The organism is Hymenobacter sp. DG25A (assembly GCF_001280305.1).
Taxonomy (GTDB): Bacteria; Bacteroidota; Bacteroidia; order Cytophagales; family Hymenobacteraceae; genus Hymenobacter.
Genome location: NZ_CP012623.1, coordinates 3459503 through 3481681 on the forward strand (window position 1 = coordinate 3459503; position 22179 = coordinate 3481681).

At 54.9% G+C, this 22179-nt stretch carries 15 protein-coding genes and 1 tRNA gene; 4 read left to right on the forward strand and 12 right to left on the reverse strand.

Going from position 1 to position 22179, the window contains the following annotated elements; translation table 11 throughout:
• Nucleotides 1-4: 4 nt before the first annotated feature.
• The 4 genes from AM218_RS14885 to AM218_RS14900 all read right to left on the reverse strand — a co-directional run bounded on the left by AM218_RS14885 (nucleotide 5) and on the right by AM218_RS14900 (nucleotide 5168).
• Nucleotides 5-751 carry a DNA-binding transcriptional response regulator gene (locus AM218_RS14885; RefSeq protein WP_054414694.1) on the reverse strand — a complete coding sequence of 249 codons (747 nt, stop codon included), beginning with the start codon at nucleotides 749-751 and terminating at the stop codon, nucleotides 5-7.
• 70 nt (nucleotides 752-821) lie between these two features.
• Nucleotides 822-3197 (reverse strand): ribonucleoside-diphosphate reductase subunit alpha, encoded by a 2376-nt coding sequence (locus AM218_RS14890; protein ID WP_044510545.1) that lies wholly within the window; start codon nucleotides 3195-3197, stop codon nucleotides 822-824.
• A 549-nt stretch (nucleotides 3198-3746) separates the two neighbouring features.
• Nucleotides 3747-4031 carry a GIY-YIG nuclease family protein gene (locus tag AM218_RS14895; RefSeq protein WP_054414695.1) on the reverse strand — a complete coding sequence of 95 codons (285 nt, stop codon included), beginning with the start codon at nucleotides 4029-4031 and terminating at the stop codon, nucleotides 3747-3749.
• Nucleotides 4032-4205: 174 nt separating this feature from the next.
• Nucleotides 4206-5168: a ribonucleoside-diphosphate reductase small subunit gene (locus AM218_RS14900; protein WP_071843808.1), complete on the reverse strand. Its 963-nt coding sequence runs from the start codon at nucleotides 5166-5168 to the stop codon at nucleotides 4206-4208.
• A 460-nt stretch (nucleotides 5169-5628) separates the two neighbouring features.
• On the opposite strand from AM218_RS14900, the gene rplU reads away from it, so the two are divergent.
• Both rplU and rpmA read left to right on the forward strand, forming a co-directional pair.
• Entirely contained in the window at nucleotides 5629-5934 is a 306-nt protein-coding gene (gene rplU / locus AM218_RS14905; protein WP_044510541.1) for a 50S ribosomal protein L21, read from the forward strand.
• Between the two features lie 110 nt (nucleotides 5935-6044).
• Nucleotides 6045-6356 (forward strand): 50S ribosomal protein L27, encoded by a 312-nt coding sequence (gene rpmA / locus AM218_RS14910; protein ID WP_054414697.1) that lies wholly within the window; start codon nucleotides 6045-6047, stop codon nucleotides 6354-6356.
• 243 nt (nucleotides 6357-6599) lie between these two features.
• On the opposite strand, the gene AM218_RS14915 is transcribed toward rpmA, so the two are convergent.
• The 6 genes from AM218_RS14915 to AM218_RS16605 all read right to left on the reverse strand — a co-directional run bounded on the left by AM218_RS14915 (nucleotide 6600) and on the right by AM218_RS16605 (nucleotide 11293).
• Nucleotides 6600-7409, reverse strand: coding sequence for a cyclase family protein (locus AM218_RS14915; RefSeq protein WP_316937422.1), 810 nt, complete (start codon nucleotides 7407-7409; stop codon nucleotides 6600-6602).
• 224 nt (nucleotides 7410-7633) lie between these two features.
• Nucleotides 7634-8320, reverse strand: a complete 687-nt coding sequence (locus AM218_RS14920) for an alpha/beta fold hydrolase (RefSeq protein WP_054414699.1) — start codon at nucleotides 8318-8320, stop codon at nucleotides 7634-7636.
• Nucleotides 8321-8330: 10 nt separating this feature from the next.
• Nucleotides 8331-8750, reverse strand: coding sequence for a hypothetical protein (locus AM218_RS14925; protein ID WP_054414701.1), 420 nt, complete (start codon nucleotides 8748-8750; stop codon nucleotides 8331-8333).
• 80 nt (nucleotides 8751-8830) lie between these two features.
• Nucleotides 8831-9964, reverse strand: coding sequence for a radical SAM family heme chaperone HemW (gene hemW, locus AM218_RS14930; protein ID WP_054414704.1), 1134 nt, complete (start codon nucleotides 9962-9964; stop codon nucleotides 8831-8833).
• 101 nt (nucleotides 9965-10065) lie between these two features.
• A complete protein-coding gene (locus tag AM218_RS14935) occupies nucleotides 10066-10695 on the reverse strand; it encodes a class I SAM-dependent methyltransferase (RefSeq protein ID WP_071843809.1) in 630 nt (209 codons plus the stop codon).
• 37 nt (nucleotides 10696-10732) lie between these two features.
• Complete coding sequence (locus tag AM218_RS16605; RefSeq protein WP_082318259.1) at nucleotides 10733-11293, reverse strand: hypothetical protein; 561 nt, start codon at nucleotides 11291-11293, stop codon at nucleotides 10733-10735.
• 150 nt (nucleotides 11294-11443) lie between these two features.
• Between AM218_RS16605 and AM218_RS14945 the strand changes: the two genes are divergently transcribed.
• The gene (locus AM218_RS14945) at nucleotides 11444-13303 is read left to right on the forward strand and encodes a BamA/TamA family outer membrane protein (protein ID WP_054414708.1); all 1860 of its coding nucleotides are present in this window, start codon (nucleotides 11444-11446) and stop codon (nucleotides 13301-13303) included.
• Nucleotides 13304-13375: 72 nt separating this feature from the next.
• Here the strand turns inward: AM218_RS14945 and AM218_RS14950 are convergent, their stop codons facing one another.
• Nucleotides 13376-14479 (reverse strand): alpha/beta hydrolase, encoded by a 1104-nt coding sequence (locus AM218_RS14950; protein ID WP_071843810.1) that lies wholly within the window; start codon nucleotides 14477-14479, stop codon nucleotides 13376-13378.
• 284 nt (nucleotides 14480-14763) lie between these two features.
• On the opposite strand from AM218_RS14950, the gene AM218_RS14955 reads away from it, so the two are divergent.
• A tRNA-Met gene (locus AM218_RS14955) sits at nucleotides 14764-14836 on the forward strand.
• A gap of 107 nt (nucleotides 14837-14943) precedes the next feature.
• Here the strand turns inward: AM218_RS14955 and AM218_RS14960 are convergent.
• Complete coding sequence (locus tag AM218_RS14960; RefSeq protein ID WP_082318260.1) at nucleotides 14944-21987, reverse strand: tandem-95 repeat protein; 7044 nt, start codon at nucleotides 21985-21987, stop codon at nucleotides 14944-14946.
• Between the last annotated feature and the right edge of the window lie 192 nt (nucleotides 21988-22179).

Consider the following 22179-nt stretch of genomic DNA (forward strand, 5'->3'; position numbering starts at 1 on the left):
ATTATTAGTTAGCAAGATCAAATATTGTTTTTGCTAACGATAAAAACGCACTAGCGGTTTTTATTACTTCTCCATTGCTGGTTACTTCCTTTACCTTCTTTATGGCTAATTCTTTATCTTTGCCATATTTTTGCAGGATTTGAATAATTTCGTCAGGTGAATCAGTTCCTTTGATTACTTTCATTAATTCACGCTTATTTATTTCTAAATGATATTTATTTGAAAAGGCTTTTTTGATATTTGTATCTAGTGTGTATTTAAAATCGAGATAATCAAAGTCTTTGCCAATGAAATCATCTGCTTGGTCAGCTTGGTTTTTGAATTTGGTTATAGACCAATCTGCTCCGGTATACATTATTACTACAATATGCGGATACGTGTTCTTTAAATATTTAAGAATTCCCCAGCCTTCAGAGGACTCGGAAATGGTTTTGCCAATACCTTGTATATCTAACACAACAACATTGTATCCTTTATTTGCAAAATCATCTATATTTTCTATGTCTTCCCAATATGCAACGTTGTATCCATCTTTTTGTAAACGATTAACATAATTTACTTCTTCATCATCTACAAAAGCAATACGTGCTTTGAGTTTTGCTTTTTCAAACTCTTCATGGGAGAATTCAGTCAAAGGCGCTAGCTCATCTATCAGGTGTGCTTCTGTCTTTTTGCTTTTGTCTTCCTTGTTTTTGAAAAATGAAAACATTGTTTTTGTTATTAAAATAAGTAATGAAACTTTTCCAATCATATAGGCAAATAAAAAACGAGCCCGATTTATTTAATATCCGGGCTCGTTTTTTATATTTAGTTAGGGCTTGTTAAGAGCCACACGCCTCGCAGGCGTCCGGATTATCCAGGGAGCAGGCCATGGCGGCGGCCTGGTCGGCTACGTTCATGGGCTCCAGGGTTTCGGCGGCTTGCTTCTGCACCGTGAACTTGATGGCATCGGCGGCGGCTTTGGTGCGCAGGTAGTACATGCCGGTTTTCAGGCCCTTCTTCCAGCTATGGAAGTGCATGCTGGTGAGCTTGCCGAAGTTCACGTTCTGCACGTGCAGGTTCAGGCTCTGGCTCTGGCAGATGTAGGCGCCCCGGTCAGCGGACATATCAATAATGCGGCGCTGCGAAATCTCCCACACCGTTTTGTACAGGTCCTTAATGTGCTGCGGAATGTTGGGGATGTCCTGCACCGAGCCGTTGGCGGCAATGATGGCCGTCTTCATCTGATCGTTCCAGATGCCCAGCTTCACCAGGTCCTTCAGGAGGTGCTTGTTCACCACCATAAACTCGCCGCTCAGCACGCGGCGCACGTAAATGTTGGAGGTATACGGCTCAAACGACTCGTTATTACCCAGAATCTGGGCCGTAGAAGCCGTCGGCATGGGCGCTACCAGCAGGGAGTTGCGCACGCCGTGCTCCATTACCTGCTGGCGCAGGGTATCCCAGTCCCAACGGCCGGAGTCGGGCGTTACGCCCCACAGATCAAACTGGAACTTGCCCTGGCTCAGGGGTGAGCCCTGGAAGGTTTCGTAGGCGCCGTCCTTCATGGCCAGGTCCTTGGAGGCCGTCATGGCCGCGAAGTAGATGGTCTCGAAGATGTCCTTGTTCAGTCCGCTTGCCTCGTCGCTCTCGAAGGGCATGCGCAGCGCAATGAACGTATCGGCCAGCCCCTGCACACCCAACCCGATGGGGCGGTGGCGGCGGTTGCTGCGCTCCGCCTCGGGCACGGGGTAGTAGTTGATGTCAATTACCTTGTTCAGGTTCTTGGTGGCGTGGTACGTTACCTCGTACAGCTTGTCGTGGTCGAACATCACGGTGCCGTTTTCTTCTTTGAGGTAGCGCGGCAGCGCCAGCGAGGCCAGGTTGCACACCGCAATTTCGTTCTCGTCGGTGTACTCCATTATCTCGGTGCACAGGTTGGAGGACTTAATGGTGCCCAGGTTCTGCTGGTTGCTCTTGCTGTTGGCAGCGTCCTTGAACAGCATGTAGGGCGTGCCGGTCTCCTGCTGGCTTTCCAGAATAGAGAACCACAGCTCCTGCGCCTTAATGGTTTTGCGGCCGCGGCCTTCGCGCTCATACTTCTCGTAGAGGCGCTCGAAGTCCTTACCCCAGGTGTCGCCCAGGCCGGGGCACTCGTTGGGGCACATCAGCGTCCAGTCGGCGTTGGCTTCCACGCGCTTCATGAACAGGTCGGGCGTCCAGAGGGCGTAGAACAGGTCGCGGGCGCGGTTTTCCTCCTTGCCGTGGTTCTTTTTTAGATCCAGGAAGTCGAAGATATCGGCGTGCCAGGGCTCAATGTAGATGGCGAAGGCGCCTTTGCGCTTGCCGCCGCCCTGGTCTACGTAGCGGGCCGTGTCGTTAAACACTTTCAGCATCGGGATGATGCCGTTGCTGGTGCCGTTGGTGCCTTTGATGTAGGAACCGGTGGCGCGCACGTTGTGAATGCTCAGGCCAATGCCGCCGGCTGACTGCGAAATCTGAGCGCAGTTTTTCAGGGTGTCGTAAATGCCCGTGATGGAGTCGTCCTTCATCGTGAGCAGGAAGCAGGAGCTGAGCTGGGGCTTGGGCGAGCCGGCGTTGAACAGCGTAGGCGTGGCGTGCGTGAACCACCGCTCGCTCATGAGGTTGTAGGTCTCAATAGCCGACTCCAGATCGTCCTTATGGATGCCAATGGCGACACGCATGAGCATGTGCTGGGGTCGCTCTACCACTTTGCCGTCTACGCGCAGCAGGTAGCTCCGCTCGAGGGTTTTAAAGCCGAAGTAGTCGTAGCTGTAGTCCCGGTCATAGATGATGGCCGAGTCCAGGGTAGCGGCGTGCTTGTGAATTACCTCCCACACGTCTTTGGCAATGAGGGAAGCGTTTTCGCCGGTTTTGGGGTCCTCGTAGGTGTACAGCCGCTTCATGGTGCTGCTGAACGACTTGGAGGTAACCTTGTGCAGATTGCTCACGGCAATGCGCGCCGCCAGAATAGCGTAGTCGGGATGCTTAGTGGTGAGCGAGGCGGCGGTTTCCGCGGCCAGGTTGTCCAGCTCTACGGTGGTTACGCCGTCGTAAATGCCATCAATGACCTTTTTGGCCACCTCCACCGGCGATACGAACATCATGTTAAGCCCGTAACAGAGCTTTTCAATGCGTGCCGTGACTTTGTCGAATTTCACGGATTCGCGGCGACCGTCGCGTTTGAGTACCAGCATAGACGTAGCAGGTTATGAGGTTGGATAGGATGGGGCTGCTCTGCGCAGAGCCAGCCGAAGGTTCTAACAAGAGGCGCAATCCGCCGCTCACGGAGCAGATTGATTCCGGAAGTTATCGGTCTTCCACGGGCAGGACAAACCTTCTTTTCAGAAGTTTTCCACATTGCCTTAAATCAGTGCAATTCAGCAGGTTTTTGTATCGGCGCCGCGCTATGTTGCCGGGGAAGGCAAGCGGAAATTCGGGTTGCGCGGGAGTGGGGAATTTGGTACAACAGGGTAGGGCGGGGGAGGCGGAGTCAGGCAGCTTCCCCTCTCTGAAAGATGACTATTCTTCCAACTCAGCTACTAAATTTTCCACGCCATTTTTCTCTCTGTCATCCTGAGCTTGCGAAGGACCTTATCACGCTAGAACGACAAGCGTAACAACGACTCGCCCTAGCGTGAGAAGGTCCTTCGCAAGCTCAGGATGACACATGTGGGGCAGAATGTTGAGTTAGGCTGTAAGGGGGAGTTGATGGAGGAGAAGTTTTGGCAACCCATCCTGGCAATCTAGCCTGGCATGAGAAACTCCCACTGCTCATTCTGCGTGGCTATGAGGGCATTCTTTTTGGTGCGCGTCCAGCCTTTTAGCTCTTTTTCGCGGGCAATGGCGGTCTGGCTGTCGGTGTACTCTTCGAAGTAGATGAGGTGGTAGCAGAAGTAGCGCCCGGCAAAGGTCTGCGGCTGGCCCCGGTTTTCGTAGTGCTGCGCCAGCCGGTCGCGTAGGTTATTGGTGATGCCGATGTACAGTACGCTACGGGCAGGATTGGTAGTGATGTAGGTATAGTAGGGCATAGAGCAGATAATTAACTCTCGCTTAAAGCAAACTGTCATCCTGAGCCAAGCGAAGGACCTTATCACGCTGGAACGATACTCGTTGTTACGACTCGTGCTAACGTGACAAGGTCCTTCGCTTGGCTCAGGATGACAGGGGGGGTAGAGGGCTTCTGTACTTCTGGAAGGCTTCGGTTAAAAATCCTCGTCCAGCGAAAAAGCGTTTTCGGTACGCTCACTCATTACGCCGGCTTTCTGGTACTCGGCCACGCGCTTCTCGAAGAAGTTGGTTTTGCCCTGCAGCGAAATCATTTCCATGAAGTCGAAGGGGTTGGTGGCGTTGTAGATTTTGCTGTAGCCCAAGCTTTGCAGCAGGCGGTCGGCCACAAACTCGATGTACTGCGACATGGCCTTGGCGTTCATGCCAATCAGGTTCACGGGCAGGGCATCGGTCACGAACTCCTGCTCAATCTGCACCGCGTCGCGGATGATGGCGTGCACGCGAGCCTCGGGCAGCTTGTTTACCAGGTACTTCTCGTAGAGCAGGCAGGCGAAGTCGCAGTGCAGGCCCTCGTCGCGGCTGATGAGCTCGTTGCTGAAGGTGAGGCCCGGCATGAGGCCGCGCTTCTTCAGCCAGAAGATGGAGCAGAACGAGCCGGAGAAGAAAATGCCTTCCACCGCCGCGAAGGCAATGATGCGCTCGGCAAAGTCTTCGGAGTTAATCCACTTCAGGGCCCACTCGCCTTTCTTCTTCACGCAGGGCACGGTTTCCAGTGCGTTGAAGAGGCGGTCCTTTTCCTTGGGGTCTTTGATGTAGGTGTCAATCAGCAGGGAGTAGGTTTCCGAATGGATGTTTTCCATCATGATCTGGAAACCGTAGAAGCAGCGCGCCTCGGGCATCTGCACTTCCTGCATGAAGTTCACGGCCAGGTTCTCGTTCACAATGCCATCAGAGGCAGCGAAGAAAGCCAGCACGTGGCTGATGAAGTGCCGCTCGCCATCGTTGAGGGCTTCCCAGTCCTTCTGGTCCTGGCTCAGGTCGATTTCCTCGGCCGTCCAGAAGGAGGCTTCGGCTTTCTTGTACATCTGCCACACCGTATCGTGCTGAATGGGGAACAGTACAAAGCGGTTGGGATTTTCGACGAGCAAAGGTTCCATAGCAGGCAAGGTTTGAGTAGCGAATTAAGACCGGAACAGCCGGGGAAGTCGTGGTTTTCAACTTCGTGGCAACCGGAATGTTTTGGAATATCCGGCGGGCAGCTGCCAACCCCGGAGCATCAAATATAAACCGCAGTTTCGGGAGCCGCGCCCCCCGAGCCCGTTTTTTCTCTGTTAATTTTTGTGTATGCCCCGAATGTTGTCCACAACGGCAAAAGCTGGAAAATACCCCGAGAAATACCAAAAAGCAGGGATTTTACAAAAGTTATCCACAAATGAGGTGTGGACAATCATAATTATCCACAAAAATGTTATTCGCGTGCTCTGTGCGGGAGCCTCATAAGTAGGGCTGAGGGCGCCGGGCCGGGTAGGGATAATGATGATTAACGAGTTAGGTTTGGAATTGTAGATTCGTACTTGTACTTTTGCCTTCCATTTTTCAGAAACCGCGAAGACGCCGATGTACGCAATCGTCAACATAGCTGGCAAGCAGACCAAGGTCGAAGCCAATAAATTTGTATACGCTCACCGACTGGCCGGCAACGTCGGCGACAAGGTGGAGTTGGGCAAAGCCCTGCTGACCGATGACAACGGTACGCTGACCATCGGCGCGCCCTTGCTGGACGTAGCCGTAACGGGTACTATTCTGGAGCACGTAAAGGGCGACAAAGTCCTGGTGTTCAAGAAGAAGCGCCGTAAGGGATACAAGAAGCTGAACGGTCACCGTCAGCAGTTCACCAAAGTAATGATCAACAGCATCGGCTAAGGAAAGCGGTAAGCTAGCGGCCTCTGGTCAGTAGCTTTCTCTTCCCGGCTGGGCTTTCCTCAGACCATCAGCTAGCAGCCAACCGCTGGTAGCTAAAAGTTCAAAATACCATGGCACATAAGAAAGGCGTAGGCTCTTCCAACAACGGCCGCGAGTCGCATTCCAAGCGTCTGGGCGTGAAAATCTTCGGTGGCCAGGCCATCATTTCCGGCAACATCATCGTGCGTCAGCGTGGCACCAAGCACCACCCCGGCCAGAACGTGGGTATCGGCAAGGACCACACCCTGTTCGCTATGATTGATGGTACCGTGCAGTTCCGCAAGGGCCGCAAAGACCGTTCTTTCGTATCGGTTCTGCCCGCAGCGGTAGACGCCGCTGAGGTTCACACCTCGGCTACGGAGTCGGCTGAAGACAACAAGTAAGCTTTTTAAGCTTCGCTTTTTCAGAAAGGGACTGTCCGCAAGGGCTGTCCCTTTCTGCATTGCGGTGAGAGGTGCACTCCTATTTACCCCTCAAATACTCTCAGCTAACCCTCAAGTTGTGTCATCCTGAGCTTGCGAAGGACCTTCTCACGCCAAAACGATAATCGTTGTAACGACTCGTTCTAGCGTGAGAAGGTCCTTCGCTTTGCTCAGGATGACAGAGGAGGTTGGTGGTCAGGGCCTTTAAGCTGAGGTGCTGCCTAAGGCGTAGAGCACGGGTTTGCTGGGGCTGGCGTCCAGCTCCAGGCTGGTGATTTGCAGGTTGAGCAGGTAGAGGCCGTCTTCTACTTCATCGGGCACGAAGATGAGCTCAGTGATGGTGGCCTGGTGGCGGGTGGCGTGCGGGTACTGCCAGAAGGCGTGGTGGGCCAGCAGCTGGCCAGCATCTTCTTCCCGGTCTACGCTGGGCAGGTCCAGCAGCAGGTGCTCGATGTGGTGCTCAGCCAGGTATTGGGCCAGGGCAGGCTCTACATAGGTGGGGTTGGTACCGGAGTATTGGCGGCTGCGCTTGGACTTGTGGTTGGGGAGCGTGCGCAGAATCAGGGCTTCGGGGCGAATGGCGGCATCGGGTCCGGCGTTCAGCTCGCGCAGCACGTCGGCCAGCATGACCACCTCGTCGCCGTTGGGCTGGGGGCGGGGCTGCACCGATACCAGCCGGGCTACGAACAGGAAGCGGCGTAGGCAACGGTTGAGAGTGGCTGCCGGATCGGGGGAGATGTGCCCGTAGCATTCGGTGTGGGTGCCGTTGCCGTGGGGGGTTACGTGTACGCGCTTGTAGTTGGTACTACCCCCATCGGCCACGCTGCCCACAAAACTGCCTACCCGGATAACATCAAACTGCACCGGCTCAGCCCAGAAGCAATTCACCTGGTTTTCGCCGGGAGCCAGCGGCAGGGAAATATCCAGCGGGGCGGCCGGGTTGAAGGTGAAGGTGCGGTTTTGATAGGGGTAGGTGGCGAGCATGGGGGCGGTGGCGGAATTAGGAAGATGCAAAGTAAAAGAACGTCATGTCGAGCGCAGTCGAGACATCTCGCTAGTGTGGTATACAATGATTAGCACCACAACCTCAGCACGCGAGATGTCTCGACTGCGCTCGACATGACGGGCTTTTTGTAAAGACGTACTTTGCTCAACAACGGCGGGAGCGAGATGCTTGGGCTTCGCTCAGCAGGACGACCGATTTATGCTGGCTAACTTTAACTCTCAACAGCCCCCAATTACAGACTTATCGGCACCGGGGCTTCGGCGTTGGTGCCGGTGGCCTGGGCTTCGGCCAGCCGATTTAAAATATGGCTGATTTCGAGGGCGTGGCTGAGAATCATGAAGTGGCCGCCACCCTGGATAAGATAATCTACGGGAGCGGGGCCGGGTGGGAATACCCGGTCTTTCGTGCCCAGAATCTGCAGGCAGCGGCCGGTATCGGTGCTGTCCCAGTGCAGGAGCCGGTCGATGGCCCAGCGGGTGTAGCGGGGCTCCATATCGCCCAGAATCTCCTTGAACAGGCGGTACTCTTCGCCGTTACGCACCCCGAAATACCACTGCCCGGCGCGCGGGAACAGCTTCAGCAACTGGGGCGGCACCAGCTTATACACCCCGGAAGCCCGGATAGCGCGCAGCGAAAGAGGCAGGCAGCCGGCATCCGGAATGCTGGATATCAGCACTGCCTCGGCCAGCGGCCGCAGCCGGCATAACTCCAGCGCCACCACCCCGCCAAACGATACGCCCACTACCAGACAAGGCTGCGTGGAATCCACTAATTCGGCTATGCGGGCTACGTAATGCGGCAGGCTTTCCTGCTGCAGAGGCGTGAGCCAGGGAAGTACCTTTACCGGGCTACGTAGCAGCGGCAGCAGGTTGCGAAAAACCCGCTCATCAGCGCCCAGCCCGGGAATCAGGTACATCATAGCGGCAGGCTTATGACTCGAGGCGCAGGTAGATGTCTTCGAGGTAAAAGATGTTGTGCGGCATGGCTTCCTCGTCGTCCTCGTCGGTGTCGGCGGGGTAGGTGCAGGACAGCTTCAGGGCCACATCGGGCAGCACCACGGGCGGCGACGCTTCGGTGTTGTACTCCAGCAGGCAGGGCCAGTCGGTTACGGTAGCCAGGGCATCGGCTACCTGTTCCTGCAGGGCCTCGGCGCGCGGGCCGGCCAGGCGCAGAATCACATCAAGCGCCTGAAACTCCAGGCCCAGATGGAAAAAATGCAGGTCATCGTCGAACACCGTGGTAGCCCACAGGGTCACGTCGTTGGTGTTGTCGAAGACAATGGCGGTAAGCTGAACATGCTCGACGAAGAAGTCGGCATCGTCCACGAGGGCATCAATCAGGCGGTTCATTGCCTCAATGTACGGGAAAACCGGACGCGACGTACGGCCAATTTTCCAGGGATTGAAGACCAATACGTTGCCCCGCCGGCTTACTCCTGAAACAGCTCCAGCGTAATCTGATCGGCCAGCAGCTTGCCCTGGTCCGTGAGCTGCAGCACCTCCTGGCGGATGGTGGCCTGCCCGGTGGCCTGGAGCTGCTGCAGGTAGGCCGCGTGGGTGCCGAGCAGGTCTACGCCCAGGTGCTGGCGCAGGTGGCGCAGGTCGCAGCCCTGGGCGGTGCGCAGGCTGGTCATCAGGTACTCGTTGGCGCGGTTGGTGGGGGAGAGGATTTCCACGGTGGCAGGCACCTGCTGGCGCTCCAGCACGGCGGCCACGTACTGCGGGTTGTTGGCCACAGTATACTGCCGGCTGCTGCCGTTGAAGGAGTGGGCGCTGGGACCCAGGCCCAGGTATGGCACCCCGCGCCAGTAGGCGGAGTTGTGGCGCGACTCGCGGCCGGGCTGGCAGAAGTTGCTGATTTCGTACTGCTGGTAGCCGTGGGCGCGCATCTGCGTGAGCAGCAGCTCAAACTGCTGGGCCACAAACTCATCGGGTGGGGCCTTAAACGTGCCTTTTTTGAGTTGATGCCCGAACACCGTGCCGGGCTCAATGGTAAGGGCGTAGCAGGAAAGGTGCGGCACCTGCAGGGCAAACGCCCGGGCCATGTCCTGCTCCCAGATGCTATGGTCGGGGGCCGGCACGCCGTAAATCAGATCCACCGAAATATTCTCGAAGCCCGCGTCCTGGGCCAGCCGCACGGCCGTTTCCGATTCGGCGGCGGAGTGGGCGCGGTTCATCAGCCGCAGGTGGGGCTCGTGGAAGCTCTGCAGGCCGATGCTGAGGCGGTTGATGGGGGAGGCGGCCAGCTCCCGCACTTTCAGGGCCGTGAGGTCGTCGGGGTTGGCTTCCAGGGTAATTTCAGCCCCTTCTGCTACCCGGAAATGGCGGTGAATTTCCTCCAGGATGAAGTCCAGCTCAGCGGCCGTGAGCAGGGAAGGCGTGCCGCCGCCGAAGTAGATAGTGTCCAGCACGGCATCCGGGCCCAGGTAGTCGCGGCGCAGGGCCAGTTCCTGGCCAATGGCTTCTACCAGGCGGCTTTTCAGCGCCAGGGAGGTGCTGAAATGGAAGTCGCAGTAGTGGCAGGCCTGCTTGCAGAAGGGAATATGGAGGTAGAGTCCGGGCATGAAGCAATCCGCAGCGGCCGGGCAGGGTGCCTGGGGCGTTGCGGGGTACAAAGATAACGCTTGAGCCGGGGAGAATGGGGGCAGCCAGCAGCGGCCTGCCTTCATTTGCCGGCCAGAATCAGCAGATCCGTGGTGACAGTATCGTTCTGACCAGGCGTAGTCAGGCGCTGCACTTCGATGTCCCTGAACCCACTTTCGGTAAGGGCTTCCAGAAGATAATCGGCCTGATGGAAATACATGTACAAAGCCTCGCCGGAACTGGAATACTGCAGGCCCGACTTGCTATAGTCCTCCTCCATGGTACTGATATACAGCGTCCCATCTTCGGTCAGCAGCGCGGCCGCATCGTGAATGAGCTTTACAGCTTCTTCTTTGGAAAGATAGGGCAGAAAAAAGCCGCACATAATGGCATCATACTGCCGGTCGAGCTGACTGATATGCCGTCCGTCCAGTAGTTGAAATTCCACCGTGGGGTTATTCTGCCGGGCCAGCGCCAGCATGTTCGGAGCCAGGTCGATACCCAGGATTTGAAAATCGGGGCGTTGACGGAGCAGGTACTGGGTGATGTTGCCGGGGCCACAGGCAATTTCCAGAACGGCTGGGTTGGGCTTAGCAACGCGGCGGCAAAAAGCGTCGAAGGAAGCATGATACTGTTCCTGCTGCATGTACCTGGCCTGGTACTGATTGGCCAGCTTATCGAACAAGGCGACGGCAGTAGGGTTGTGGTCCATAAGGTGCAAGCGTTGAGGATAGTATATAAATAGAAGCTTACCGGGCCTGGGAGTTCATTCGGCTGAAGTGCATATACCAGTTCCACTCCCATGATTGGCCGTTGTCAGCAGAAAAAGCCTGACTCCACACCGGATTTTCTTTGTCCCGGGCATCCCACCGGAACATGACCAGAATTTCCCGGCCGTCAAAAATGTCCTTGGTGAAGAAATGCGCAACGTCCTGATCGAAGGAGCCAACCACGGGCGGGTCTAACCGGCCGGCGTTGGAATCAGCCCAGTAGATACTCCAGAGCCGGGTAGTAGGGTTGAAAAGCCTGACCAACATTCCTTCAAATGGCACACCATCAAACGTAGCCAGGTAATTATCGATGTTTCCCAGGCCCTGCAAAACCCGATGCATTTCCTGCGTCGATTCAAACTCTATCCATTCAGTACAGTTCGCCAACCGGGATTTCAACTTGCGGTTATGCAGCTTCCACTGGCCTTCATAAAAATCAAAGTCATGTTTGGAAGAGGTAGCCGAGGCGGTAATGAGCAGTTCGCCGGTGGAGGTAAAGCTTACTTCAGGAATTTCAATAGGATTGATGGCTCGGGGCATTTTTAGTAGTTGAGAATAGGATGGCTACAAAACGCGGCAATATAGTCTAGTCCTCACATCAGCTGCCTGTCTGGATACAGATTCAGTATTTCCCGGCGCTGTCTTATTGTTCCTGGCACGAAACCGCCGGTTTTGCGTTTACTTGCCGTCATGGCCGTGCGCTTACTGCTTTTTCTGGGATGCTGCTGGCTGCTCCTGAGCGGCTCCGGTAGCGCGTGGGCGCAGATTTCGCCGGCAGCACCCAACGTGCCGGGCCTGGCTACTCCACCGCTGCCTCCTAAAACTACTCCTGACACTACCCGCCAGCGGACCGCTGTGCAGGCCCGGCCACGCACACTGGTACTGGAAACCGAAGCCACCGACCAGCCCGTGGTGCGGCGCTACCGCTACCGCCGCCTGCTGCCCGATTCCCTGGCCGTGCTGCGCGAAGTGCGGGCCCTGGTGCTCAGCCTGCAGAACGATGCCTACCTCACCGCCTCCGCCGACACGCTGCAGTGGCAAGCTGATACCGTACGGGTGCGCCTGTACGTGGGGGAGCCCTTCCGCTGGGCCCGCCTGCGTAACGGCAACCTCGGCGACGCCCTGCTAACCCGCGCCGGCTACCGGGAGCGGTTCTTCACCAACAAGCCCTTTGTGCCCGCCGACTGGGTGCGCCTGCAGCAGCGCATTCTTGCCGAAGCCGAAAACCAGGGCTACCCCTTCGCCACCGTTCGCCTCGATTCGTTCCAGCTCACGGGCCGCGACATTGCCGGCCGGGTAGTGCTGGAGCGCGGGCCGGTGGTGTATTTCGACTCCCTGCAGATTGTGGGCGCCACCAAAACGCGCAAGCAGTTCCTGATGCGGTACCTGCAGATTCTGCCCAACCAGCCCTACAGTCAGCAGCGCGTAGATGCGGCGGCACGGCTGTTGCGCCAGCTGCCCTATCTGCGGGTGAAGGCCAACCCCGAAGTGCGCTTTGCCCAAAGTAAAGCGCGCGTATACCTGCTGCTGGAAGACCGTCCCGCCAACCAGTTTGATGCCATTGTGGGCGTGCTGCCCAACCCCGCGCCCGGCCCCACCCAAAAGCGCGTGCAGCTCACCGGTGACGTAACCATTAATCTGCGCAACCTGCGCGGCGGCGGCAAACAACTGGGCCTGCAGTGGCGCAAAGTTGATGCCCTTTCGCAGCTGCTGGATGCGCAGTACGTGCACCCGGGATTTTTCGGCACGCCGCTGGAGGTAAGCGGCAGCTTTAATCTGTACCGGCAGAACGAGGCGTTCCAAACTATCCGGCCCCGCGTGCAGGTCACCTACCCCATGGCCAGGGCCGGGCGCATTGCCTTTTTCACCGAGCGGCGTGGCTCCCGCCTCTTGGCCGATTCCACCTTCCGCCAGCGCACCACGCTGCCCCCCAACATCGACACCGAATACAACTCCTACGGCCTGGACTACTCCTGGAACACCCTGGATGACCTGTATTTCCCCCGCCAGGGCGTGCTGGTGACGGCGCAGGCCGCCATCGGCAACAAGCGCATTTTCAAAAACTCCGAGCTCAATGACACGCTCTACCAGCGCCTGCCCCTGCGCTCCACGCAAACCACGCTGGGCCTGCGCGCGGAGCGGTATTTCCGGGTAGGGCGCAACGGGGTGGTACTCACGCGGGTGCGTGGCGAGATGCTGCTCAACCAGCGCCTGTTCCTCAACGACCTGTTCCGTCTGGGCGGCCTCACTACCCTGCGGGGCTTCAACGAGCTGAATTTCTACGCTAACCAGTATGCCGTGGGCACGGTGGAATTTCGGCAGTATACCGGGCAGGATGCGTACGTTTTCCTGTTTGCCGATCAGGGAATGCTGCAGCAGGATATAGTGGGTGCCCAAAGTACCAACAACCCCACCGGCCTGGGCGCCGGCCTGAGCTTCCGTACCGGCGCCGGGGTATTTCAGTTTGTGTATTCCGTGGGCCGGGCCAAAGGGCAGGCGCTGGCGCTGGGGGCCTCTAAAATCCACTTCGGCATCACCAATCGGTTTTAGCAGAGCTGGTAATACGGCACACAAAAGCCGCTGCGGTTATACCACAGCGGCTTTTATTATCAGCTATTAGTCTTATTTCAGCGCGGCCTTCAGCTGGCTGGCGGCCAGGTCCTGGGCTTCGCGGGCTTGAGGTACTACGGTGCCCATGCCAAAGAATTCGTGGGTTACGTTGTCATAACTCTGGTACTTCACCGGAATGCCGGCGGCCTGCAGCTTGTCGGCGTAGGCTTTCCCTTCACTCATCAGTGGGTCGATACCCGCCCCGATAACCGTGGCGGGGGCCAGGCCTTTCAGGTTGGTCACTTTCACCAGCGAAATCAGGGGGCTGTTACCGTCGGCGGGGGTGCGTAGGTAGTGCTTGAAGAACCAGGCCATGAAAGGCTTGCTCAGGGGCTTGGCGTTGGCGTTTTTCTGATACGAGGGCGTATTCATATCGTAGCCGGCAATGGGATAGACCAGCAGCTGGTGTTTAGGCTGGGCAAGGCCTTTGTCGCGGGCCATAATGCAGACGTTAGCGGCTAAGTTGCCGCCGGCGCTTTCTCCGGCCACGGCTACGCGCTTAGGGTCGCCGTTGATGGAAGCGGCATTCTTCAGTACCCACTGGTAGGCTGCAAAGGCATCGTTATGAGCCGTCGGGAATTTGTGTTCCGGCGCCTGCCGGTAAGCCACCGATACGAAAATGGCGCCCGTTTTCTCGGCCAGGGCCCGCACAGATGGGTCATAGGTATCGAGGTTGGCAATGACCCAGCCACCGCCGTGGTAATACACTACTACCGGCAGCGGACCTGTGGCGCCGCGTGGCGTATAGATGCGGGCTCTAACTCCTGGTGCTACCTCTTTCGTGACGGTATCCAGCGGGGAAGCCGGCATGGGAATACCATGCTCCTGCATCACGGCCATTACCGCATCGGTAGGTGAAGGAGCCTTGCGCACTTCCTGGGGGGTGAGTTTTTCCGGAGGCGTGGGGCCACTTAAGCTGGCCAGCTTATCAATAACCACCTGCATTTCCGGGCCTATGTTTGGGGCCCAGCTGGGTGCCGGCCCGGCAGGTTTCAGGGGCTTTTGCGCGCCGGTTGTGGCAGTATCGCTGGTGGTCGTGGCCATGCCGGTACTATCGGTGGCCACATTCGTGGTGGTTTGCTCAGTTTTGGTTTCCGTGCTGCAGGCTGTCAGCATTCCGGCGCATAAAGCCGGCAACAACCATGCTTTTGCTCCGCGTAGGGATATGAAAGTAAGGTTCATTAGGTATCGGAGGATAAAATGTGAATCATTCAATTGAAAAACGCTTACGTAATATTTTTACTGTTTAGCTGAATAGAATAAAATTTTCCTTTCCTGGCCTGTCTGATTTTTGCTAAAAAAAGGCCCTGATTATCAGGTGTCAAACTCTCGGGTCATGGTTTTTTTGCTCTGAATCATGCTTTTCCCAAAAAGGCTCGTACATTTGCAGAACCAAACAGTGCGGGGTGGAGCAGTTGGTAGCTCGTTGGGCTCATAACCCAAAGGTCACTGGTTCGAGTCCAGTCCCCGCTACCTAAAAGGGCCTGATTGTCTTTCCAGACAGTCAGGCCCTTTTCTTTGTTAAGTCTAGCTGTAGCCGGGGCCATGACCTTGTCCAGGCACGGCCCCGGTTTTACAAACTATTTCCGGACGGCTATTCGCATCGTCTGCACTTTGGAGGACGTTACCAGGCGGGCGAAGTAGATGCCCTCCGCCAGTTCCCGGCCACTCAGCTCAAAGGAATAAACCCGGCCGGCTTCGGCAGTGCCTGTTTGAATTCGCTTCATGAGCATGCCTTTGGCATCGTACAGCGTTAGCTCATAGCTGTCATCCTTGTCCAGCGCGAAGGTGAGGGTTGTTTTCTCGGAGAAGGGATTGGGGAAGTTGGAGAAAGTCGCCTTCGATGCTGCGGCAGGGGCTGGGCCATCTGTGGTTGTCAGCGTGCTGGTCTTGGTGCTGGTCTTCACGTCAGGATTGTGGATGACGATGGAGCCTCCCTGGATAACAGTAGTTGGAGCATTGACCAAATCGAAGTTATCCGCCTGGTTGTCCAGCAGGTTGTCGTACACAATGGCGCTGGTGGCTACATCCCATATTTTGATACGGAAACGGTCGACCTTGGTATCCCCATTGTATTGGCCATCTACGGCCGAGGTCATAAAGCCATAGTTGCCGGTGCCATTAATTGTTCCTACACCTTTATAGCTGGCCTTGCTCCCGGAAATGACCAGGCGGGCAGCTTCATAGGAGGTACTGTTAAAGTTTACATCACCGGCCTTAAACTGGAATTCGGTGTTGCCCTCTACTACCGTGGTGGAGCCTTTTTTATACTTGGCCACAAAGCCGAAGTTGGCTTTGCCTTCTGCCGCGGTGTTTGTACGGAGGGCTCCTTTTGGCGACCAGATCCAACCGCCACCCGTAACAAAGCCTCCGTTGGGGTCATAAATAACCACATACTGATAGGTGAGCGGAGTGGCTTGTAAGGGCGCCGCCGCAGTAGCAGTTGCACTACTGCCTCCATTATCGGTCAGGCTGAGCGTGAGGTTGTATACACCGGGAGTTTTGTAGGTATAGGAGCCCGTGACAGTCAGCACGCCACTGACGACGGAAACCGTTCCGGTAGAAGTGCTGCCATCGTCCCAATTCCAGGTTGCGGTATAATTACCAGCTGCGAAGGCGTCTACATCGGTAAACACGGCACTCACATTCACTGCTGTATTAATGGCCATAGGGGCAGTGGGAGCAGTGATACTGGTGATGACCGGCATGTCGTTGACAGGATTTACCGTGATGGTAAAACTCTGGGCCACGCTTTCATCAGTGCCACTATTCGCTACTCCGCCATTGTCTTGCAGTTTGACGCTTATCGTGGCTGCCCCGTTGGCATTAGGAGCCAGGGTGTAGGTGAGCCGGCCAGTGGCATCAATAGCAGGCTGCCCAGTGCTGGTGAACAGGGTTGTGTTGGTATTGCTCACCACAAAGGTCACCTGTTGAGTACTCTCGTTGGCAGGCCCGGCACTGATGGCCGTTGCCCAGGTGATACTCTGTGCTCCGGCGTCTTCCAGAACAATCTGGTCGGCGCCTTTGGTGAAGGAAGGCGCATCGTTGACGGCATTAACCGTAATGGTGAATGTCTGTATCTCGCTTTCCGCTATACCACCAGCAGCAACGCCCCCAGTGTCTTTAATATTTACACTGACGGTGGCTACCCCATTGGCATTGGCAGCCGGCGTATACGTAAGCTTACCGGTGGCGTCTACCGCTGGCTGGGCAGCAAACAAACCGGTATTGGAGTTGCTCACCACAAAGCTCAGCGTCTGTGTTGCCTCGTTAGCGGGGCCGGCGCTGAGGGCCGTAGCCCAGCCACTGATAGTTTGCGCTGCGGCATCTTCATTTACCACCTGGTCAATGCCTTTCGTGAAGGAAGGAGCATCGTTAATCGGATTAACCGTAACGGTAAAGCTCTGAGTCGTTTCAGCTTCACCATCACTAACTTTCACCGTTACCGTAGCTGAGCCAAACTGGTTGGCTGTGGGGGTGTATTTAAGCGTGCCAGTGCCCTCAGGGCTGGTATAAACTACGGTAGGATTAGCCAGCAGCGCTGTATTTCCAGAGATGGCCGTCACGGTTAGCGTTTGGGTTTCGTTGGCGGCTCCGGTGCTGATGCCGCTCAGCGAGAGGGTTTGCTCGGAGGCATCTTCATTGATAGCAGCTGGGGCAGATATAGCAGCCAGCGTGGGCACATCATTCACTGCGTTAACAGTCAGAGAAACGGTGGCAACAGCCGATGTTAACTCCCCATCATTCACCGTGAAGGTGAATGAGTCCGGGCCGTTGTAGTCAGCGGCTGGCTTATAGCTAAAGCTGCCGTTCGCCAGCACCCAGGCGGTGCCGTGTAACGGGGCCGTACCGAGGGCAAACATCAGGCTGTAGCCTTCAATATCTGAGCCCGTCAGGGTGCCGGTTTTCTCTGTGTCCTCATTCGTGCTGATGGTGGTAGCATCGGCCACCGGCGCATCATTCACGGCCGTTACAGTCAGGGCTACTGTGGCCAGGTTGCTTGCAGCGTGGGCGGCATCCTGGGCTTTGTAGGTGAAGGAGTCGGGGCCGTTGTAATTCGTGGCCGGGGTGTAGGTGTAGCTGCCGTCGGGGTTGAGCGTGAGCGAACCATGTGCCGGGCCTGTCACTAGTACGGCCGTCAAGGTAGCATCATCCACATCAGTATCATTGGCCACTACCGAGCCCCCATATAGTGCGGAATCCTCGTTTACTGTTCCCGTGTCTTTCATGGCCACCGGAGCGTCATTCACCGGCGTGATGTTGATAGTAAAAGTTTGCTCCGCGCTTTGTGCTACCCCGCCATAAGTAGTGCCGCCATCATCAGTCAGCGTTACCTGAAGAGTGGCAACACCGTTGGCATTAGCTGCGGGCGTATACGTGAGCTGGCCAGTGGCATCAATAGCGGGCTGGCCGGTGCTGGTGAACAGGGTTGTGTTGGTATTGCTCACCACAAAGGTCACCTGTTGAGTACTCTCGTTGGCAGGCCCGGCACTGATGGCCGTCGCCCAGGCGACACTCTGCGCCCCGGCGTCTTCCAGCACTGTCTGGTCAGCGCCTTTCGTGAAGGAAGGCGCGTCGTTGACGGCATTGACGGTGATGGTAAAGGTTCTGGATACCTCCAGGTCTCCGTCATTCACTTTTACAGTAATCAAAGCAGAGCCATACTGGTTAGCCTTAGGGGTATACTTTAAGCTGCCAGTAACTTCCTGGCTGGTATAAAGCACTGCTATATTATCGATAAGGGACGTGTTGTCGGAAGTTGCCGTTACCGTAAGTGTCTGTACTTCGTTGGCTGCTCCACTACTAATTCCACTAAGCAACATGGTCTGCTCAGGGGCATCTTCATTAATAGCCTCTGGTGCAGAAATAGCTGCCAAGGTAGGCGCATCGTTGACGGGCGTTACCGTGATAGACACAGTAGCCGGTGCGGAATCCAGCGCCCCATCATTCACTTTAAAAGTAAACGAGTCGGAGCCATAGTAATCGGCGTTAGGCGTATACGTGAAAGTATGGCCAGACCCGGATACGGAGCCATTATTAGGGTTTCCTACTATGCTATAAGTCAGGGCATCCCCTTCTATATCCGTTCCCGTCAGAGTAATCAATTTGGCTACATCCTCCTCGGTGGAGACGCTTTGCGCCTCAGCCACGGGGGCATCGTTAACCGGGGTGACGTCCAGGGTAATGGTATTGGGGGTTGGGTCCAGGTCGAGGCCTCCATTACTGGTGCCGCCATTATCCTGCACCTGGAAAGTGAAGCTGCTATAGCTGGTCCCGTTGGCGTTCAGGGCAGGGGAGAAGGATAGATTTGCCAGACTAGCGGCTGGAACCAGTTGCGCTGCTGTTACCGGGGAACCACTGAGCTTAAGCGTCCCTGCGGCGGGCAGCGTTGTGATTTTCACGCCGGACAGGCTGTTGCCATCGGTATCCGAGAAACCGAAATCTGTCGCTGCAAAAGTATAATTTGTATCCTCCAGCGTAGTGAGCGTATTATCTGTGCCTGCTGGCTCATCGTTGACCGAATTCACCGTGATAGTGAATTCTTGGGTAGCACTTTCATTAACTCCACCATTGGCGGTACCACCATCATCCTGCAAGCTTACATGCACAGTGGCTGAGCCATAGGTATTGGCCGCCGGCGTGTAGGTTAACGTCCCATTAGCAGCAAGGCTAGGCTGGATTGAAAAAAGGTTGTTATTGTCATTCGATACATTAAAAGCCAGAGCCTGCTGCTCTTGTTCATCACTAGGCCCTGCGCTGACGTTTGCAGCCCAGTTACTTACACTTTGCGTGCTGGCATCTTCGTCTATTATCTGATCAGCACCTTTTACAAAGCCTGGCGCGTCGTTAACTGGCGCTACGTTTACAACAAACTCGTCTTCAACGACTGCGGAGGAGTTATCGGTAGCTTTTACCTTGATCCTAGCAGTGCCTGACTGATTAGCACTGTATGTCAGAGTTAGTTTCTTAGTAGCAGTGTTATAGCTAGCCGTAACGAGAGCTGGATTGGTATTACCGGATACTGTTAAAGCTAAAGCGTCTGAATTGGTGGCAATGTCTACATCCGTAAATGTGTTGCTCAGATTCAATTCCGTGTTAGTGGCATCTTCCAGCACTGAAATATCAGAAATTGCCTGAGCTACTACTGGCGCATCATTCACGGCATCGACCGTAATTGACACGGTGGCCGGAGTAGAAATTAATGTGCCATCGTTGATCGTGAAACTGAAGGCAGCAGGGCCATTATAGTTGGCTTCTGGTGTGAAAATGTAGGTATTGCTGGTGCCTGCTTTCTGCGCCAGGGATCCGTAATTAACACTGCCCGGCGTATAAGTAAGTGGGTCATTATCTACATCGGTGCCAGCGAGTACAATTTCCACGGCCGCGTCCTCTTCGGTGGTTACATTTTGCGCGGTAGCTACCGGTACATCATTCACCGCATTCATCGTTATAGAAACCGTAGCGGCTAAGGAAGTCAGGCTGCCATCGTTGCTTGTGAAGGTAAAGGAGTCGGGGCCGTTGTAATTGGCTGCTGGTATGTAGGTGTAGCTGCCGTTTGATTGCACCGTAACTGTACCGTAAGTGGCTTGGGCGCCTAGCGCAAACGTTAATACAGAGCTGTCAATGTCAGTGCCGGTCAGTGTGCCCGATTTGCTCATGTCCTCATCCGTGCTAACAGATTGCGCTGTAGCTACGGGGGCGTCATTCACAGCAGTGACCGTGATAGAAACGGCGGCCGGCGCGGAATCCAGCGCTCCATCTTTTGCCTTGAAAGTAAACGAATCGGTGCCGTTGTAATCGGCATGGGGCGTATAGGTGAACGTACCGCCTGATCCAGATACTGAGCCATGAGCAGGGTTTCCTACTATGCTATAAGTCAGGGCATCTCCTTCTATAGCCGTTCCAGTTAGCGCAATAGCAACGGCTACATCCTCATCCGTGGTTACGCTTTGTGCTTCAGCCACGGGGGCATCGTTTATTGGAGTTACATTGAGGGTAAGGGTATTAGGCGACTGATCTAGGTCGAGGCCACCATTACTGGAACCGCCATTATCCTGCACTTGGAACGTGAAGCTAGTATAGCCAGCACCATTAGCATTCAGAGTAGGGGAGAAAGTTAAACTTGCCACGCTAGCGGCCGGAATAACTTGTCCCGCTGTTACGGGCGAACCGTTGAGCTTTAGTATCCCGGCCGAGGGCAGGGTAGTAACTTTCACGGCTGCCAGGCTGTTGCCATCGGTATCGGAGAAACCGAAATCAGCAGCTGTAAAAGTATAATCCGTATCCTCTAACGTGGTAACTGTTTTGTTTGCACCAGTTGGGGCATCGTTAACGGAATTCACTGTAATGGAAACGGTAGTTAAATTACTTACTGCTCCGTCGGTGTCCCTTGCTTGATAAGTAAAAGAATCAGATCCGTTGTAATTGGCAATTGGAATGTAGGTATAAGTGCCATCGGAATTCAGTGTGAGCGTACCGTGCGCCGGGCCTGAAGCTAGTATAGCGGTGAGACCAGAATAGGGAGCATTAGGAGTTGAACTATCATTATCCGTATCATTTGCAAGCACTGAGCTAGAGGCACTATTGAGAGTAGCATCTTCATTGACAGAGGCTACATCATCAGTAGCTGTAGGTTTACCATTCACTTTAAAACTGACGATACTCGATGTTCCTCCTCCTGGTGCTGGCGTAAAAACTGTAACGGAAATTGACTTTGCTGTAGTTAAGTCGCTAGCTGGAATAGTAGCCTTAAGGGAAGTAGCACTTACGTAAGTAGTAGGTCGATCAACGCCATTAAACTGCACCTTCGCTGTTGGTAGAAAGTTAGTCCCAGTTACGTTTAGAGTGAAACCCGCATCATTTACATTTTTAATTGTGGGTGTAATTAAAGTTAGTGTAGGAGGAGCCGGGGCGTAAGCACAAGTGATATTCACTAATCCTGAGGGTACATCTATAGTCTCTTCATAAGTAATGTTATTCGGGGCGTTACCAGAGCCTAAACTGGCGGGGTTAAAGGAGGACGCCTTGTATGTCACATTATCACTGCCTAAAAAGGTTAAGGGATAAGTGAAATAGAGCTTAGTGTTGTTTTTAACAGCCAAAGATGCGCTAGAGGGTACTGGCGTAAGGGTACTAGTAGCTCCACTCCCCGTTGCATTGGAAAAATATACTGGTATATTAAAGGAAGTTCCTGAAGGAAGGCCAGTGATACTGAAAGATACATTTGCATCAGTAAATACAGTCATCGCCTTAAAGCCGCTTCCTTGCCCCGCGGCCGTCACCGTGAACTTCACCCCCAGGTGCCGTTGCTCAATAGCATAATCTATCTGCCACGTCCCATCTTCCTTCACCGCCACATCATACACGTGGTAATCCGGGTAATCCGGCTCCTCCTTAAACTCCACGTGCACCATCTGGTCGGCGGTCCAGCCACTACCCATGATGTGCGCCGTTTCGCCCGGCGCGTAGTCATCCTTGTCTGAGATAATGGTAGGCGCATAACCCTCCGGGACCGATGTCTGCGCGTAGCTTGTTGTTATGCCGGTAAGGCTAAGCAACCAAAACAACAGGAAGCCGTAGCTCCTAAAACTGGTTTTGTGTCTGGTAAGTAGATAAATACTCATACAAAAAATCTGATGGGTAGGTGTGTAGATGAGAAAAATATGGACTTGGCTCCCCGCTGAGGATGAGATTGTTATCAAGCTTATGAGCCTGTTTCAAGCTCAATAGAATTCTTATAAGATATATTTGTGCTTTAAATCTAATTAGGATAATTCTGAAAAAAAATGGAATAACTAAAAATTATCTATGATTAT

Excerpts from the sequence above, each read along its gene's own strand:
- AM218_RS14885 (WP_054414694.1), bottom strand. The coding sequence starts at position 751 with ATGATTGGAAAAGTTTCATTACTTATTTTAATAACAAAAACAATGTTT.
- AM218_RS14890 (WP_044510545.1), bottom strand. The coding sequence starts at position 3,197 with ATGCTGGTACTCAAACGCGACGGTCGCCGCGAATCCGTGAAATTCGAC.
- AM218_RS14895 (WP_054414695.1), bottom strand. The coding sequence starts at position 4,031 with ATGCCCTACTATACCTACATCACTACCAATCCTGCCCGTAGCGTACTG.
- AM218_RS14900 (WP_071843808.1), bottom strand. The coding sequence starts at position 5,168 with ATGGAACCTTTGCTCGTCGAAAATCCCAACCGCTTTGTACTGTTCCCC.
- rplU (WP_044510541.1), top strand. The coding sequence starts at position 5,629 with ATGTACGCAATCGTCAACATAGCTGGCAAGCAGACCAAGGTCGAAGCC.
- rpmA (WP_054414697.1), top strand. The coding sequence starts at position 6,045 with ATGGCACATAAGAAAGGCGTAGGCTCTTCCAACAACGGCCGCGAGTCG.
- AM218_RS14920 (WP_054414699.1), bottom strand. The coding sequence starts at position 8,320 with ATGATGTACCTGATTCCCGGGCTGGGCGCTGATGAGCGGGTTTTTCGC.
- AM218_RS14925 (WP_054414701.1), bottom strand. The coding sequence starts at position 8,750 with ATGAACCGCCTGATTGATGCCCTCGTGGACGATGCCGACTTCTTCGTC.
- hemW (WP_054414704.1), bottom strand. The coding sequence starts at position 9,964 with ATGCCCGGACTCTACCTCCATATTCCCTTCTGCAAGCAGGCCTGCCAC.
- AM218_RS14935 (WP_071843809.1), bottom strand. The coding sequence starts at position 10,695 with ATGGACCACAACCCTACTGCCGTCGCCTTGTTCGATAAGCTGGCCAAT.
- AM218_RS16605 (WP_082318259.1), bottom strand. The coding sequence starts at position 11,293 with ATGCCCCGAGCCATCAATCCTATTGAAATTCCTGAAGTAAGCTTTACC.
- AM218_RS14945 (WP_054414708.1), top strand. The coding sequence starts at position 11,444 with ATGGCCGTGCGCTTACTGCTTTTTCTGGGATGCTGCTGGCTGCTCCTG.
- AM218_RS14950 (WP_071843810.1), bottom strand. The coding sequence starts at position 14,479 with ATGCTGACAGCCTGCAGCACGGAAACCAAAACTGAGCAAACCACCACG.
- AM218_RS14960 (WP_082318260.1), bottom strand. The coding sequence starts at position 21,987 with ATGAGTATTTATCTACTTACCAGACACAAAACCAGTTTTAGGAGCTAC.